Below are 17,499 nucleotides of genomic sequence, written 5' to 3'. Positions count from 1 at the left end.
AGATCAGCGGGTCCGGGCCAGCGTGGTGAAGATGCCGTAGCGGAGCTGGTCGACGACCACGAGCGGGCGCTCGTACGCGTTGGTCAGGCTGGTGTGCACGGTGACGCTGAACAGCCACCGCCGCCCGGGCGCCGGGGCCGTGTCGTTGTGCCCCAGCCACTCCTGCAGCCGCTCGGCGACCAGGCCGCCGGTGGCGCCGCTGCTGCGCCGGCGCGGCCACAGCGTCACCGGCAGCCGGGTGGACAGCGGGGCCACGCCCTGGCGGTCGAACCGGCGCCCGGTCGCGCCGGCCGACGACACGAGGTCGTATGAGTACCAGGCGCTGATCGTCACGTCCACGTCGGCCCCGTCGGTCAGTTCGCGCAGCGCGGCCTGCAGCGCGGCGCCGACCTCGGCGTGCGCCGGGTCCAGGCCGATGTCGATCGGCTCCGGGCGGATCAGCAGCGGGCTGGCCGGCGCCGGCGCGGTCACGTCGGCGGTCCGGAACACGAACGGCTCGCTCGTCGGCGCCTGGTCGCGGCCCAGCAGCCATTCGTTGCGCCGGACCGACAGGGTGGCACGGGCATTCTGGAACCGGGCCGCGTGCAGCCCGGGCCAGCGCATCGTCAAGGTCAGCCAGGCGGTCCGCGGTATCGCCACCGGCGCCCGGTAGTCCCGGACGTCGTCGACCGGCTCCTGCGGTACCAACGCCACCTCGATGCCCTCGGCGGTGCGGCAGGCGATCACCGGCCACTCCCCGGTCGGGCCGGCGACGGGCTGGCCCAGCCGGACGCGTACGACGGACAGGACCTCGGTGCCGTCGGGCTCGACGCTGCTGAGCGTCGAGATGCCGTACCGGTAGGTGAGCGGATCGGGCGCGGCCGGCAGTACCTGCGGCCACGTGTGGTTGAGCCAGTTGCCGGTGACCTCCGTGGCGAGGGTGGCCAGCGACACGGCCGCGTTGGCCGCACTGGCCGCCCGGGCGGCATCGGACGGGACGGCGTCGCCGCCGTACGCGGCGAGCAGGTCCAGCAGCGGATCGGCCACGGCCTGGTAGCGCGCGAGCGCGGTCACCATGTCGGCGGCGGCGGGCGCCTGCGGGCCAGCCTGTGGTGCGACGTTGAACGCGACTGTCAGCTGCACCTCGTCCTGGGCGGCGTGCTCGTGCGCGTAGGTCACGGCGTACGTCCAGCGGGCCGCGTCGCCGATCGTCGGGTGCTGCGGCACGGTCGGGTCGGCGGACTGGTTGACCAGCGCCGGCAGCACCGGATAGGCACGCAGCGGGATCGGGACCTGCGTGCGATCGAGGGAGGTGCGCAGGGCGGGCGGCCGGTCTGCGCCGCTCAGCGGCGGATAGAACGTGAGCCACCGCGACGACGGGTAGCCGGTGCTGCCGATGACGTGGATGTCGTGCTCCAGGTGGGTCACGTCGTAGTCCACCTGCACCGGGACCGAACTCTGCCGGGTCGGATCGGCCACCGAGAGCGCGAAGGTGACCGGGCTCGTCGACCGGTCCAGGGCCGTCTTCGCCGCGGCCAGCTGGTAGGGCACCGACGCCTGGGCGGTGGGCCGCGCGGTGCCGAGCAGCCGGGCCGGTGCCGACTCGTCGTCGATCCACGGGGAGACCACCTGCGCGTCGTACTGCACCAGCGCCGCGGTGTCGTAGGCGGGTGCGAGCTCGACGGCGAGGCGGTCGCGGATCGTCTGGCGCGCGGCATCGAGGTCGTTCGCCGTGGCCCGGCCGGGTTGCAGTACCTCCGCCACGCCCAGGGCGACCGCTCGGGCGAGGCCGCTCTTGGCCGCGAGCAGCCGGTCCAGCGCCGTTCGGGCCGTCGGATCGGCGTACAGGCCGCAGGCGTAGGCCGGCGACAGCACCGTGTCGATGTCCCGCAGGAAGCGCCGCGCCCACACCTCGACGTCGACGGCCTGGATGTCGACCTGCGGGCCGGCCACCAGGCGACCCTGCTCGTCCAGCGCCGGCAGGGCCACCCCGCGCCGGGTCTGCGGCTCGCGGTAGAGCGGGCGGATCGCGAAGCTGCGCGGCGGGACGGTCGTGCCGTCCGGCAGCCGGCCGACGTACACCTTGGACAGCCCGCCGGCGCCGAAGTTGACCAGCCACAGGTCCGCCTCGCCGGCCGAGCCGGTGGCCAGCCGCAGGTCGGGCAGGGCCGTGTGGAACGCGTCCGCGAACGGGCCGAGGGTGCGGGTGTCGGTGCTGCCCGTCGGGTCCACCGTGAACCGCGGCGGTACGGCGGTGTCGGCGTGCTCCGCCGGCCCGTTGCGCAGCCGCACGTCGACCAGCTCACGTGGTCGCCGCAGGCGCAGCGCGACCGTGAGCGGTCCGGCGACGGTGGCGAACGGTCCGGCGGCGGCGAACTCGACGGCGATGCTCACCGGGGCCGGCGGCAGCAGTACCGTCGCTGCGGCCCGCAGGAACGCGGTGTCGCAGTGGCCGGCCACGAGCTCGGCGACGGTCAGCGTCACCCGGATCGCGGCGAAGCGGGCGGTCAGGCTGTTGAGCGTGTCGTCCGATCCGGTCACGATCGACGTCGAGCGGCCCGGGGCGGTGAGCTCGACGCCGGGCTGGATCAGGCCGAGCACGGCCGCGTTGGCCAGGCACAGCGCGACCGGCTCCGAGCCGAGCGCGGCCGCTGCCGCCGCCGGGGACACCGGCCCGGTCCCGGGCAGCCGGGGCGCGGGCGTGGACAGTACCGCCCCGGCCGCCAGACAGCCCGGGGCGAAGGCGATCGCCTCGACGACGTCGGCAAGGGCGATCCCGGCGTCCTGCGCGGCGAACCGCCGGTGCAGGCCGGCCAGCGAGTCGCCGGCGACGGTGGTCTCCTCGTAGCGGACGTCGTCGATGATGAGCACGACGGCGCGGCCGGGCGCGAGGGTGCCCGGCATCGGGGCGTTGTCCTGGGCGAGGGTGAGCAGATCGTGGCCGGGGAAGAGCGCGGCGATCGCGGCCAGGGTGTCGGTGCCGCGCACGGGGTAAGGGACCCGGACCGTGCCGGGTTCGGGCAACCGGACCGCGCCGGGGATCAGCACCGTAGCGTCGGGCAGTGGCCGGTCGGCGTTGGCCGCCAGCAACTGCGGGGGCGGGCAAGCGAAGCGCCCGGCGAACTCCTCCAGCGTCTCGTCCGGCTGGACGCGTACCACCGCGGGATCGAACGTCCCGAGCGAGAGCAGGGTGCCCGCCGGGTAGATGCCCGGGGTCCCGCCGTTGCCGGCGGCGAGATCGGCTCCGCTGCCGTTGGTGTCGATGGTGTCGTCCGGCCGGGCCACGTAGTGGGTGGTGGCGAGCCGGGCGCCGGCCGCCAGCAGGCCCGGACGGTCGGCGTTCGCGGCGCCGAGGGTAGCCACGTCGCAGACCACGCCGAGCTCGCCGAACCGCGCGACGATCTGGTCCAGGCTGTCGGTACCGGCCGGAATCGACACGCCCTCGAACTCGAAGGCAAAGGTCGGCACCAGGATGTCGGTCCGGCCGGCGTTGTCCGTGGCCAGCAGTCCGGCAGTGGTGTGGTACCTCCTCGCGACGTCGCCCAGCGCCGCGGGCACCGGGCCCACCGCGATCTCGACGGCCGCCGTGCGCAACACGGAGCCGGCCCGCAGCGGCAGGACGCGGTTGTGCGGCAGCCGCAGCAGGTCACTGCCGCTGCCCGGCCGCGGCCAGCCGACGGGGGCCCCGGCCAGCACATCGGCCGCGCTCTGCCCGTCGCCGACGCTCCGGTAGGCCGGCACGACCGGGCCGGTGCCGAGCAGGCCGGCGGCCGGGCGGTCGGCGTTGACCGCCGCGATCAGAGCCGCGTTCACGCCGTACCGGTAGCCGATCTCGGCGATGGTCCCGCCGGCGAGGACCGGCGTCGCCGCGGCCGCCGCGCTGTTGGCGAGACAGGCCGCCGCGCTGAGCCGCCACAGGCCGCTGGCGTCGGCGGGCAGGGCCGCCGGTGTGCCGTCCTGGTCCTGGCGCAGCGACGTGACCACCGCCGCCTGTACCCGCCCGTCCGCGAGCTGGAAGCAGGCCTGGGCGAAGCGCTCGGCGGCCCGCGCCACCTGCGGCGCCACCGCGGTCGCGGTCCCGTCGAGGCCGGGCATGATGGTGGCCGGCTCGGCGGTCACCGTCAGCCGTAGCCGGACGCCCTGCGGTCCCCGGTCGACCCAGTAGGCCGTGGTGATGCCGGGCCAGCTGCCCACTCCGAGCACGGCGTCGGTGTAGCCGAGGGTGAGCCTGGCGGTGCCGTTGGGCCCGCCGGGCAGGGTGGTGACGTTACCCAGGACATCGCAGAGTCCGAGGTGGACATTGGCGCCCTGGCCGACGCCGCGGTACGGGTCGGCGTCCGGCGGCGGCAGCCCTGGCACCGCCGGGCAGGGTGAGGCCGGGCCGAACCGGGCCAGCGGCAGCACCTGCTCGTAGCGCCACAGGTCGGCCGCCGGTTCGTCCGGGACGGCGAGACCGGCCCGGCGGCGCCGGTCCAGCCGGGCTCGGCGCCACCGCGGCCGGCGCAGCCCGTCGTCGACCTGCGCCCAGACCGGGAGGCCCGCGTCCGGCAGCTGAAACGGCGCGTCCGGGATCGCATACCGCACGAGGCTGAACAGCTGCCGCAGCCGATACGTCGGGGCGGGGAGGTTCGGGTCCGGCGGCGTCAGGGTCACCCCGAAGCCGGCGCTGCCCTGGGGCACGACGGGTTCGACCGTGACCGCGCTGTCGTCGGCGGCGCCCAGCCACAGCGCGGTCACCGACGGGTCCAGACCCGCCGGGATCAGGGCACAGGTCTCGTAGGGGCGCACCGGCCGGCCGCCGGGCGCCGGCAGCCACGCATCCTCGGTCAGCACGAGCAGCGTCAGCGCGGCGACGCCGTTGTCATCGAAGGCGCTCGCCGGCAGGTCGGCGCCGTCGGCGGCGGCGAAGCCGATGGCGAACCCGGCCCCGCCGACCACGGAACCCTCCCAGAGCAGCCGCAGGAAGTCCATCGGGGCATCGAGGTCGGCGAACTGCTCGGTGGCTGTGACTGTGGCCGTGGCGGTGGCGAGGTGTGCCGGCGGGGCGGTCTGCTTGCTCAGGTTGGCCCGCACGACGAACGTGCGCGCCGGCGCCGCGTTGAGCACGGCCAGGCCGGACGGGTGGCCCGCGTCCGGCGCCGGACGGACGGCGACGTAGACGGCCGCCGGCTCCAGGGAGTGCCGCTCCCACAGGCGCTGCAGCGGGTCGCGGGCGGCCGCGTCGACGCCGATCAGCTCGTACCGGTGGGTCAGGCCGGCCAGCCGCCGTACCCGCAGCGGGACCAGCATGGCGAACGTCCAGCCGGACAGCAGCTCCGACTCGCCTGGGGCGTCCGGGCGTCGGGCCGCCCGGGCCAGCTCGAACCGGGTGCTGGTGTGCCCGGCCGCGTAGGCGATCAGGGCCGCGGGCAGCGGCCAGGCGCTCACCCCGGAGGGCGGCGGCGCCTTGACCGGGTCGTCGCCCGCGGCGCCGGTCGGGTCCGCCGGTGGCATGGTGATCGGTACCGGGGTCTGGATCTCGATGCGATGGTCCAGGCCGAAGGTGCGGGGGACCGGCTCGGCGCTCGGCCGCTCGGCCGGACCCTGCCCGATCACCGGGGTGACCCCGACCGAGCCGGCCGGATACCGTTCGCGCAGGTCGGCGTTGGTGTAGCGGTACACGAGCCGCGCCGCCGGGCCCAGCGTGATCCAGCCCGCGGCGTCGGCGTTGGCGGTCACGGTGAGCTCCAGCGCCACCGCGTTGTCCGGACCGGCCGGTGCCGGGGCGGGGAACTGCTGGCCGACGAGGTCGGCGATGGCGGTCAGCGGGCCGGTCGCGCTCGCGTGCCGGTCCGGGTCGTACACGGGCGCGGGCAGCCGGGTGCCGGAGAGCAGGTTGCGGGCGCTCCGCGCGCCGATCACCTCGGTCGCGTCGTCGAGCACCGCGGCGACGAGGTCGTCGATGCCGTGCACGAGCAGGTGGGCGATGCTCAGCGGCGCGCCGGCGCTGAACAGGGTCTGCTCGGCGAGCCGGCCGGCCAGGTCGTCCAGGCTCAGGCCGAGCCGATCGCAGAGCCAGCCCAGAGTGCGACCGGCCGGGTTGACGACGACATCGGGCACCGGCACGATCGCCAGCTGGGCCAGGATGGGCTGGGCCGCGACGTACTGCAGCAGCGTGTCCAGGCGGCCGGCGGCGGTGAGCAACCGCTCGGCCAGGTCGGCCAGGCTCTCCCGGGGCAGGATCGGCACGTTGGTGGTGGCCGGGATGCTGACCTCGGCGCCGGCCGACACCACCTGCTCGCGGAACCGCGGCCAGCCGGCCGGGCCCTGCTCGCCCGTGCCGAACCGCTGCACCAGGGCCAGTGCCCGGGCGATCGAGGCGATCGTGTCACCGGGCAGCGTGGTGTAGCGCCGGGCCCGGACGGGGTCGGCGTCGTTGTAGGCGGCCGGGACGAGCAACCTCGAGCCGGGCGGTACCGCGTCGCCGGGGCCCCAGGTGATGTCCGCGGCGTTGAGGTTGAAGACGGCGGTCGAGTACCACTCCGCCGAGTCCACCTCGGTCAGTGGCCGGTAGCGGGTGAAGAACACCGCCGCCACCAGCAGGATGCCCTCGTTGTTGGGGTTGGCGAAGCGCACCGGCGGCATCGTGAACTCCGCGTACCCGGCCAGGAGCTGCCGGTCCGTGGCCAGCGGGTCGGTCAGCCCGGCGGGGAACAGCGACTGCGGCGCCCGGGAGTTGAACCGGCCGGCGATCGCGGCGAGCGTGTCGCCCGCGGCCACCTGGTAGTCGATCGTGCCGAGGTCCAGGCTGGTCGTCGCGTCGATCGGGACGGCCGCGTTGTCGATGGCCGCGCTCTGCGGCGACACGCCCAGCTTGACCGGCAGCCGCGTGCCCGGCGGCGTGTCGGCCAGCGCCTGCTCCAGCTCCGGGTTCAGGAAGCGCAGCTCGGCCGGGCTCGCGCCGAGTGCGGCGGCGACACTGTCCACGGTGTCGCCGGCGCGGATGTGGTACGCCACGGACACGGTCGGGAACGCGTCGGCGATGCCGCGCAGCGACATCGGCCGGTCCTGCCCCACCGGCCGGCGGTTGAGCCCGGCGACGGCCGCGTCCACGGCGGCCCGGGCCACCATCAGGCACCAGTCCTGGAATAGGTACGTGCCGTAGGAGTGGTACGTCGCGGGCTGGTCGGGCGGCGGCGGGGTGGGCGGCCGCGGGGTCGGGGTGAGGTGCGCCGCGTACTGCGCCGCCTGCCACAGGTAGCGCGGGCCGACCGGGTGGTACTGCGCCAGGTTGTGCCGCGCCCCGCCGTGCGAGCTGGCCAGCGTGAGCAGCGGCGGGATCGGCAGCACCGTGCCGGTCAGCGGCTCGGCCGCGGCGTGCGCCGCGCGAGCGGGCGGCGGCTGGTCGGCGATGTCGAGGTGCAGGTTGGTGCGGAAGAAGGCGACCAGCTTGGCGATCTGGAACGCGTCGCCGACCGTCGCGGGCGAGTGGAGGTCGTCGGCGAGCGCGCGCAGTTGCGCCGCGGTCACCACGCCGGACGGGTCGTTGCCGGGGGTACCCGTGACCGCCGCGATCGACCACCGCAGCAGCGCCTCGACGAACTGCCGCGTGCTCGGCTCGGCGTGGTACGGCGCGACCAGCAGCAGCGCCGACCGGTAGTGCGGCGGGTTGCTCGGCGGCGGGGCCGGCGCGGACCAGGCCAGCGGGACGTCCGTCACGCTCAACAGCGGCTGCAGGTACAGCTTGGCGACGCGGGGCGAGTTCGTGAAGACCCGCTGCGTCGGGTCCCACGGCTCGGCCGCGGTCCGGCTCGTGCGCTGCAGGGCCAGCCGGCGCAGCACTTCCAGCCGGCGGCGGGGCACCCGGCCCGGCGGCGCGGCGATGCCGGCCCGCAGGCGGGCCTGGCTGCCCTGGTCGGTGCCGCCGGCGAGCAGCCACGGCGTCGGCCGGTCGGTGCCGAGGGTGAAGCCGAACGGGACACTGTCCGAAAAGGACAGTGGGATGGTGAACGTGCCGATCGTCAGCTCGGCGTTGACCTCCACGGAGAACGAGACCTGGACGTCGGTGGCGCGGTAGGCCTCCAGGGTGATGCTCGCCTCGGCCCACGCCTCGATCGTCACCGCGACCTTGAGGACCGAGAGGTCGAGTTGCCCGTACAGCTTGCCGTGGACCCCGACGACCGCGCTGACCCAGTGGTAGACGTCGGTCGGCGCGCCCGCGTCGGTCGGGTTGAACCAGGCGAACACGCCGTCGAAGATGGCGACCACCTCGACGTAGGCGCCGCCGGAGACGGGTCCGGCCCGGAACTCCTTGCCGATGCCGACCGCGAAGCCGATCCCGAGCTCCAGCACGGGCGAGAAGGTGCCGTTGCTGATCGCCGGAACCCGGCCGGAGGTCGCCGCGTCGAGCTTGCCGACGAGGATGCCGCCGCGGCCGAGCAGTGGCAGCACCTCGAACGCGAACGAGCGGCCGAAGTCGCCGCCGTGCGGGAAGCCGAGGTCGACCCGGAAGTCGCCGTTGGTGAACACCTCGACCACGAGCACGCCCAGCGTCACCGACACGGCGCCCAGCTGGAACCGGCGCACCGATTCGGGCAGCTCCAGCTCGGCCCGGAACACGCCGACGTTGCCGGAGACCTTGCGGTAGAGCACGTCGAAGCGCAGGCCGGCGAACGCGTCGGCCTTCTCGCCGGACAGGCTGACGGCCAGCCCGTAGACATCGGGATCGGCGAGCACGAGCGCGATGTCGGCCAGGCCGGCGACGCTGATGTCGAGGCCGACCAGCCATCCCGCCTCGGCGGCGAACTGCAGGCCCTCGCCGCTGGGCTGGTCGAGCGGGTTGGTGTCCGGGTCGTCCGGCGGGCGCAGCTGCGTGGCCAGCCGGGCGATCGCCTCGCGCACCGTGGTGGGCGGGTCGCCCTTGAGCCGGACCCGCTGCCCGATGCCGAGGTAGTTCAGCTTGGACTTGGCCGGTCCCTCGCCCGCGACCCGGGGCGGCGGGTCGGAGAGCAGGTCCCAGGACAGCGGGGCCTGCTCGGCCCGGTGCAGGATCATGACCACGGTCGGCTTGCCGGCCACCCGCTGCGCGCGCAGCCCGATGCCGGTCAGCGTCATCGTCGGCAGGACCACGGTGGCCTGGTAGGTCACCTCGACCGTGGCCAGCGTCGGGTCGATGACCAACCGGAACCGGGACAGGTCGATGCGGTTCAGCAGGTCCCACGGCGGTTCGAGGCGGAACCCGAGCGTCGGCGCCACCAGGCCCACGAGGTACTCGATGATCTCCCCGACCGTGACGTTGCCGACGTGGATGGTGATGATCTGGTGGCGCTGGTCGCCCTCCCCGATCCAGGCGATCTCGGCGGCGATCCAGTGGTCGTTGAAGGACACCTCGAAGACATAGGTGACCTCGCCGGCGGTCATGTCCGCGGTGATCGACAGTGCGAAGCCGGCCACCTGGAACCGGCCGGTGAGGCGGGCGCTGGCCGGCGACTGCGCATCGGTCCGGGCGATCTGGGCGCCGGCGGCGGCCGCGATGGTGAGCCCGCCCAGGATCTCCGGCGTCCACCGGGTGGCGATCGCGACGGACAACGCGAATGCGCCGGTCCCCATCGCGAAGCTGGCCGCGAGCTCGGTCAGCAGGAGCTCGAAGTCACGCCGGCGAGGCGCGCCGGTGAAGTGCGCGACCAGCGCGGCCAGGTCGACGATGGAGTCGGGGGTGAGACCGCCCTGGAAGATCCACTGTTGGCCGTCGTAGGTCGCGGTCAGCTCGACGAGGGGCTCGGCCGCACCCGGTGGCGCCAGCCCGGGCAACGCCAGTTCGCCCCGCAGGCCGCCGCTGATGCTGTTCTGGCCCGCGCTGATCCAGGCGCCGACTCCGACGAGCTCGATCGGGATCTTTCCGAGCAGCTCGAAGCGCAGCGCTCTGGTGAGCCAGGCGCTGGCCTCGACGGTGCGGGCGGTGAGGTCGGCCCCGATGCTCAGCTGGGTCACCGTCAACCCGCTGCTGGGCGGCGGCACGCCGAGGAAGCGGGCGAGCATCGCCTCGAGCGGGATCTCGCCCTCCCGTAGCTCGGCGTTGACCCGGAAGCTCGGGAAGAAGGCGCTCAGGCCGAGCACCACCTCGTCGTGCGGCCCGGGGCCGGTGGGCAGGTGCAGGCGGCCGAAGAAGCCGCCCACCAGGTATTCGGGCGTGGCCTCGCCCTGCCACCCGACCATCCAGCTCATGCCCAGATCGGACACGCTCAGGAACGGCACCGGCAGCGTCCAGCGGTGCGGCGACACCAGCGTGACGGCGACGTGGTTGAGGCTGGGCAGGGCGGACACGTCCGGCGCGATGAGGCCCGCCTCCAGCTCGCGGAACTGGAAGCCGGTCAGGACGTGCACGCCGGGCGGCGCGGTGAAGTCCGCCGCACCGGCCAGGCCGAAGGCTCGCGCCACGCCGGCGAAGCCGTCGCCGAGCGTCGGTCCTTCGCCCTCGAACTCGACCATGATGATCCACACCGCGTCGGCCACCAGGAGCTGCGCGAAGGCCCGGCCGGCGATCGGCGGGTTACCGCCCAGCTCCAGCGTCGCCACCGCGTTGAGCACGCTTCCCGGCACCCGCTCGCCGACCGGTTTCTCCCGGTCCGAGAAGCACAGCAGTTGCAGGCCGAAGCCGTGCAGCCGGACCGGACCGGCCGTGATCGCCGGGCGCCGCGACGTGGCCACCAGGTCGAGGTCGGGCGGATCGGCCGCGGAGGCCGGCAGCACCACGGTGCCGTCGACCGCCAGGGGCCACGGCGCGAAGAAGTCCTCGTACCGCTCGTACGCCTCGGCCGGTTGCAGCTCGCCGAGCAGGTGCAGCGTCGCGTCGGTGGCGCCTTCGACGGTCCGGGCGCGCAGGGCGGCCTGGTGCAGCGGCAGGTCGCTCAGGTACGACGGCAGCCGGCGGATGATCTGCTCGACCAGGCGCGGGCCGCTCGGCAGGTTGGCGAAAGTGTCGCCGAAGGTCCAGTCCGCCGGCAGGGCGAGGGTCAACGTGAAGCAGCCGCGCTGCTCGACGATGGTGTACTCGAGATCCGCGACCACGGCCACCACGTGGTCCGTTCGGGCCCCGCGCAGCCCGAACGAGCCGTAGCCTCGCAGCAGGACCCGCCCACCCTCCACAATGGGCGGCTGGACCCCGGTCAGCGGATAGCCCTGCCCGACGTGCAGCACCGCCAACGCCGGGCGCAGATCGTCGAGCGGCTCCTCGCCCGCGGCGGCGGCCAGGTCGATCCGGCCGTTGTCGGTGTTGTCCTGCAGCGCCCGGCGGACCTCCTCCAGCGTCGCGGTCACGGGAAGGCCCGCAGCCGACGAGGACGGGCCGCGCCGGCCGGAGGCCCGACCGGGACCGGAGGCACCGGCGGGGCCGCGAGCCGGTCGAGCAGCTCGGCGGTGGGCGTGTCGCGGCTGGACTCCCGGGTCAACGACACCCGGCCGCCCCGGTCGACGTGGAACTTCCACGTCACGCCGTAGGGCCGCCAGATCGCCGGGGGTGGCGGATTGATCGGCCGCATCTGCGGTGGCCAGATGTCGGCGGCCGGCGGGGTGTTGAAGCCGTACAGCGTCGTGTAGGTGCCGGTCTGGGTGAAGGCGGTGTAGCGGCCTTCGTGGGCCGGCCACCCTTGGCCCAGCGGGTACCGCAACGTGCGTTTCTTGATCCACGAGGTGAACGGGTGGAAGTAGTCGTACTCGTTGTACAGCGCCTGCGAGTGCACCCGGTTCGCTTTCCAGAACAGCTCCAGGACGCTCAGCGCCGGATGGTCCCAGCTCCCGTGCTTCTCGGCGCTGGCGACGAGGCTGTACGGGTCGATGTACTTGGCGAAGTCGACGATGTTCTGCTGCGGATCGATGCCCGTGAGGCTCTTCAGATCGAAGGCGCTGCTGGAGCTGCCGTGGTGCGGCACGGTCGCCACCTCCACGAAGGTGAAGAACTGCCGCATCTTCGCGATCATGTAGTTACAGGCCGCTATCGTCTGTCCGGTGGCGTCGCCGGTGAGCACGAAGGCCGAGTTGTTCGCCCGCACCAGCAGCACCATGGACACGGTGTTCTTGTTGTATCCCTCGCCCGTTTCGGCCGCCCACTCACCGCCTTCGAATTCCCCCCGGTCCGGCATCGCCCACAGATTGCCCATCATCATGTAGATCTGGACATTGCCGACGATGATGAAGGGATTGATGGGACCGAAACCTGAGTTGTACGGGAACGAACTGAAGTGGGCGGTGAACGAGTCCGGCTCTTCCCCGACAGGCATGTATTTGACCAGTTCCGTGTAGAAGCTTTCCGTGACGTTGGCCATCGAGCCGCCGAACATGACCTCCTTGACTACCAGCGTGTTCCTGGCGGGGTGGTCCGGGTCATAGACCCCGAACGCAGCCAACAGCTTGGGCAGCATGTTGTGGTGGTCTTTGTCGGTGTGCGAGACGAGCAGCACGTCGATGGTCGGCTGGGCCATCGTCTTGAGCAGGGACACGACAAGCTTGAGCGCCGGCTCGGGCTTCTTGGTGCTGCCCTCGGTGCCGAAGTCGACGAGGATGGTGTTGGTCAGCGTGCCCGCGTCGTCATAGATCGCGATGAAGTTGCCCATGCCCTGACCGACATCGAGGACGTAACAGTCGATGCTCGCCATCGGTGCTCCTAGGAGTAGGCGGCGTACCAGCCCACTGCAGTGGCCTGGTTGGTCTGTGAGTCGCCGAACACCAGCACATCGACCCCGTGCGGCGGGAAGCTCCAGCCCAGCGCCGAGAGCGCGAGCCGCTGCAGCTTCAGCAGGTAGGCCGGGTGCCCGCCGGAGCGGTCGACGAGGAACTCGTAGCCGCGGAAGCCCAGGCGCACCACGCCCTGCACCGGCCAGCCCGAGTCGTCCGGGCCCGGAATCCTCAGTCCACAGTAGACGGCAAGGTCGGCGTCGGACGACCCGGGCATCCAGGCCGCCAGCACCGTCGCGGACAGGCCGGCCGCCTCGGCCAGCGCGCCGCCGCTGCCCAGGTCCAACCGCATGGTCAGGGCGTACCAGGGCGGCTTGAGCGGCACCTGGTCGAGCGGGGCCAGGACCGGGGCGTAGCCGAGATCCTCCGGGCGCTGGCTGCCGGCCCCGACCGCGACCACCCCGGTGACCCTGAGCGGGAAGCCGGCCGCGAGGGAGCCGCGCCGCGCCTTGCTGTTGGCCGGGTCCACCCGCAGGCGGCCCTCGTCGACGGTGAAGGTCTGGTCGGTCGGGTCGGCGACCGGGAACGTCATCGCCACGGTGAGGTCGGCGAAGCGCAGATAGCCGTCCTGCGGCTGGACGCCCTCGGGCAGGATCTGCTGCGGCCCGAACGAGAACAGGTCGAAGCCGTCGAGCTGGGCGAAGCGCAGGTTGCCGTCGAGCCCGAACTCCACCGCGACGCTCGACTCGCCATCCGCGGCCCGCAGGGTGCGGACCGCGACCCCGAGCACCTCGATGGAGTCCAGGGCCGCACCCTCGGTCTCGTAGACGGCCCGCCGATCGAGCCCGAACCGGTAGCCGGGCACGCCGTCCTGGCGCTGGTACGAGCCGGTGATGGTCAGGCTGTTGCCGCCGACCGGGTCGAGCCGGTTCAACCGGGACCCGAACAGCTCGTTGACGATCAACTGCACCCGCGCGGACATGTCGGCGAGCGCGCCGCCGGCGAAGCGCACCTCCAGGCGCTGGGTGACGAAGTCGAACGGCACGGTCGTGGTCGGCGCCAGCTCGGTGTCGTCCTCGTACTCGATCAGCGCGAACGTCGCGGTGCGGCCCGAGGACAGCCCGTTGGTCGTGACGGTGAACGGTGTGTGGCTGAACCCCACGTGGTGCGCGTACAACTCGTCCGGGTCGATGCCGGCGGTGACGAAGCGCATCTGGTCGGGCAGGTCGGCCGCGGAGATCGGTGCGTTGAGGAACAGCACCCCCGACCATCGCGGGTCGACGACCACCTCACGGTAGAACCGGCCCAGCGGACTCTGCGGCGGTGCGGCCGCGGCGGCCTCGATCATCGCGGCCAGCCGCCGGTGGGTGGCTTCGACGTCGCCGGCCGCCTCGGACCAGCTCCAGGTCGCCGGCCGCGACACCAGATCGGCCAGCGACCGCTCCGACAGCTTGAACAGCAGCATCGTGGGCGCGTCCGCACCGGTGCGCCAGGTCTCGGGTGACAGGTCGAAGGCCCAGCCGTCCATCGTCACCCGCAACGCCCCGGTCGTGGCGTTGTCGAGCAGCGCCTGCGGGTCGGCGATCACCATGAACAGCTCGGTGGCCATCAGCCGGCCACGCAGGGTCGCGCTGACGTCGGTGAGTTCGAGGTAGCGCGGCGCGTCGCCGGGGAAGGAGGCGAGGAAGAGGCTGTCCCATCCCTGCACACCTTGCGCCGCGTAGCCCGCCATGCCGTGCGGCGTCACGCTCTGGACCGCCGATGTCGTCGGCGCGGCCCCGCCGATGCGGGCCCGCCGGGCCGGGGCGAGCACGGCCTGCTCCAGCCAGGCGGCGTCCGCGCCGTCGCCCGGGTCGAGGCCGAGATAGCAGCCCACCGGCAGCCCCGCGGGAGGTGCCGCGGCGGGCGCGGCAGGCCAGGCGGGCAGGGTCGCCGCCGGCAGCATGAGCTGCTGCAGGAACCCGTCCTGGTCGATGCTGTTCATGGCGAACCACGGCGCCAGCTCCGGCTGCGCGTAGTAGGCCAGCGCCGGCACGCCCGGAGCCGGCGGGAGCAGCTCGACGTGCGCTGTGGTGGCGGCCGAGGTCAGCACGCCGTCGGCACCGGCGAACGCCGGCTGACCGGCGATGAACCGGCACACGGCGTTCCAGGCGGGCAACCAGACGAACTCCAGCCCCGACAGCCCCAGCGCGAGCCGCTGGTCGGTCGGCGGTGCGGTGAGCAGGAACGCGCCGTCGGCGGTCAGGTAGTGTTCGACGCCGGCCCTGCCGGGGCTGACGTTGAAGACCAGCCGCGCGGGCCACGGGAACTGCGCGCCCTGCGGGGTCAGCTCCACCGGGTGCCCCAGGCGCGTGCGCAGGTTGCTGACCAACGGCACCGGATCGGCCAGCCCGATCGCGGTGCGCTGCGGCAGCGCCGGATAGAGCGGATCGAAGCTGAGCTCACCGCGCAGGGCCGCGCTGTCCGGCTGCAGCAGCGGCATGGGTACCACCCGTGATTCCGGCGTGGCGTAGCGCAGCTGCGCCGCCAGTGCCGCCGGTGCCGGGTTGCCCTCACCGCCCAGCGGCAGAATGGCCGCCCAGGCCCCCAGGCCGGGACCGGCCAGCGGGATCGATGCGCTGTTGGGCCGGCTGGCGAAGCCCGTGCCGTCCGGGGCCTGCAGCAGCAGATTGCCGTTGCGCAGGCAGAAGGCGGTGGCACTCGGGTCGCACCGGTGCAGTGCCGCGTCCGCGGGGACGACGAGGCTGTATCCGCTGAGCACGAATCGGGACTCGCGATCGATGGACCACCACATCTGGGCGCCGCTGCCGCGCGGGACGGCCCGCAGCTCGGCCACGACGGACTCGGCGACCTGGTCCGGATCGCCGATCCACATGCAGCGGACGTTGTGCGGCAGGTGCGCGGCCCGCCAGGCATCGACCGCGGCGAGGAAGGCCACGCCGTCGGCGAAGGTGCTCGCGCAGAACAGATACACCCCGCCGGGGTTCTCCCATGCCGCGTTGAGCGAGATCGTGTCGCCGAACCGCGGCGAAGGCCCCGGCCGGTAACCGGCCCAGTACCCGGGCACCGCGACGTGGTCGCGGCTGCTCAGCGCATACAGGTCCACATTGGGGGAGACACGTACAAAGATCGGATCCGCGGCCTTCGCGTGCGTGCCCCGACCTGTCGCCACGGACTCCGCCTTTGCCAAAGGTGGGTAATGCGTGCTGCGGCGAAGCATATGGCGCGCGTGGGTGGGCACAGATAACGCTTCAGTAACGGAAGGTGATGTTGCGACGGCGCCCGGTAATCGGTGATCCAGGTCTACCGGCCGGCCGGCGCCGCGAGATGCCGCAGTACCTGGTTTCCGCGATCCACGACGCGGCCGATCTCGCCACCCCGGACGCGGCGGCGGCCATCGACGCGTTCAACGAGCTGGGTGTTCGCCGGTCCTCGGCGCGCCCGGCACGGCCACCGTCATCGACAACCGGGGCGAGGAGGCGATGTTCACCGACGGTCCGTTCGTGGAGTCGAAGGAGTACCTCGCCGGCTACTGCCGCCATGGCATCAACGCCCAGGTCATCGCCGATCCACATGGCCGGCTGATGTGGATCTCACCCGCGTTGCCCGGCGCAGTCCACGACCTGAAGGCCGCCCGCACCCACGGGCTGGTCGACGACACCCACAAGTGGCTTTACCGGCTCGTTTGACCCCGTCCGGAAATACGACCGGACACTGATATGAGCAATTTTCCCCGACCGTTGGCGGCAATTCTCGATCGCTGCGAGCCATCATGATCGGCAGGCTTCCCTCATAGTCGATCATGGATGGATGGTGCGATGCCGGCCCTGCACGCCCGCCCGGTGTGGTTGACCGCCGTGCAGCGGCACCAGTTGGAGAAGATCGAAGAGTCCGCACCGGGACAGGTCCGGCCGCAGATCGTGTTGGACGCTGCCGCCGGGTACGCCAACGCCGCGATCGCCCGCCGGCGTGGGGTCAGCGTGGACATGGTGCGCAAGTGGCGGGGTCGCTTCGCCGCCGAGGGCATGCACGGCCTGGGCGACCGGAAACGCCCGGGCCGTCCGCCCTGGTTCGCCCCGGTGCAGTAGACCCTGGTCAAAGCGCTGGCCTGTGATAACTCAGCGTGGCGCTGGGTCGGCCCAGATAGCGGTCAGCGCGTCGACCAGGTTATTGGCGGTCTGTTCCCAGGTGGCGTCGGCCGTTCCGTGGTGCAGAGCCTGCTCCATCTCGGCGCACAGGTGCACGATGAGCAGCCGGCCCATGTCGGTGCGCTGGCGCCGTACATGCCGGGGTAGGGCCGGCAGGAGCCGGGTCAGCTGGTCGTGTGGGCGTTGCATCGATGGCAGTGCCATGACGTCGTCGATCACCACATCGCGCAGGGCGGGGTCGGTGGTGACCTGCGCGGCGAACCGGGCATACCAGCTAGGCTGATCGAGGGCCGCGTAGTGTTCGGTGATCGGTCGGACGAGACAGTCGACCCAGGTGCGCAGTCCGCCGGCCGTCTCGGCGCTGCCGAGCATGAGTGCCCGGCGCTGCTCGATGTCGGCCTGGTGCCGCCCGATGATCGCCCGCACCAGGTCGGTGCGTGTTCCGAAGTGGTATGCGATCACCGAGTTGTTCGCCTGGCCGGCGGCCTCGCAGATCTGCCGGTTGGAGACCGCGGCGACGCCGTGCTCGGCGAACAGTCTTTCCGCGGCCTCGATGATCAGACTGCGGGTGTCCTCGCCTCGCGGTGTGCGTGGTGGTGCGCTGCTGCTGGTCATTTTTTCCTGCCCTGAGCTGCTCGTACGTCCCGCCCTCAGTATAAGGGGGTTGTCTTATTAAGAAGAGTCTCTTAGTTTGAGTGGCAGGTCCGGCGAATGCCGTAAAGGG

The 17,499-nt window shown here is 72.8% G+C and carries 5 protein-coding genes and 1 pseudogene; 2 read left to right on the top strand and 4 right to left on the bottom strand.

The features are described from left to right. Nucleotides 1-3: 3 nt before the first annotated feature. Genes ACQPY0_RS41525 through ACQPY0_RS41515 form a run of 3 tightly spaced genes read right to left on the bottom strand, consistent with a single transcriptional unit; the run spans nucleotide 4 to nucleotide 15,799 of the window. Nucleotides 4-11,274, bottom strand: coding sequence for a hypothetical protein (locus tag ACQPY0_RS41525; RefSeq protein ID WP_432973878.1), 11,271 nt, complete (start codon nucleotides 11,272-11,274; stop codon nucleotides 4-6). Continuing rightward, nucleotides 11,271-12,608, bottom strand: coding sequence for a hypothetical protein (locus ACQPY0_RS41520; protein WP_432973876.1), 1,338 nt, complete (start codon nucleotides 12,606-12,608; stop codon nucleotides 11,271-11,273). The genes ACQPY0_RS41525 and ACQPY0_RS41520 overlap by 4 nt, the downstream gene beginning before the upstream one ends. Before the next feature lie 8 nt (nucleotides 12,609-12,616). After that, entirely contained in the window at nucleotides 12,617-15,799 is a 3,183-nt protein-coding gene (locus ACQPY0_RS41515) for a hypothetical protein (protein WP_432973874.1), read from the bottom strand. Nucleotides 15,800-16,160: 361 nt separating this feature from the next. On the opposite strand from ACQPY0_RS41515, the pseudogene ACQPY0_RS41510 reads away from it, so the two are divergent. After that, nucleotides 16,161-16,283 (top strand): annotated as a pseudogene (locus ACQPY0_RS41510) (transposase family protein); the annotation flags it as partial. 162 nt (nucleotides 16,284-16,445) lie between these two features. Continuing rightward, complete coding sequence (locus tag ACQPY0_RS41505; protein WP_432973872.1) at nucleotides 16,446-16,715, top strand: helix-turn-helix domain-containing protein; 270 nt, start codon at nucleotides 16,446-16,448, stop codon at nucleotides 16,713-16,715. Between the two features lie 30 nt (nucleotides 16,716-16,745). Here the strand turns inward: ACQPY0_RS41505 and ACQPY0_RS41500 are convergent, their stop codons facing one another. Next, entirely contained in the window at nucleotides 16,746-17,390 is a 645-nt protein-coding gene (locus ACQPY0_RS41500; protein WP_432973870.1) for a TetR/AcrR family transcriptional regulator, read from the bottom strand. Nucleotides 17,391-17,499: the final 109 nt, after the last annotated feature.

The sequence above is a fragment of the Dactylosporangium sp. CA-233914 genome, from assembly GCF_050942935.1.
Taxonomy (GTDB): Bacteria; Actinomycetota; Actinomycetes; order Mycobacteriales; family Micromonosporaceae; genus Dactylosporangium.
Note: the sequence above shows the minus strand (reverse complement) of the source record. Positions and strands in the feature narration are given on the sequence as shown.

What these genes read in the sequence shown, in the direction of transcription:
- ACQPY0_RS41505 (WP_432973872.1), top strand. Translation starts at nt 16,446, where the DNA reads ATGCCGGCCCTGCACGCCCGCCCGGTGTGGTTGACCGCCGTGCAGCGG.
- ACQPY0_RS41500 (WP_432973870.1), bottom strand. Translation starts at nt 17,390, where the DNA reads ATGACCAGCAGCAGCGCACCACCACGCACACCGCGAGGCGAGGACACC.
- ACQPY0_RS41520 (WP_432973876.1), bottom strand. Translation starts at nt 12,608, where the DNA reads ATGGCGAGCATCGACTGTTACGTCCTCGATGTCGGTCAGGGCATGGGC.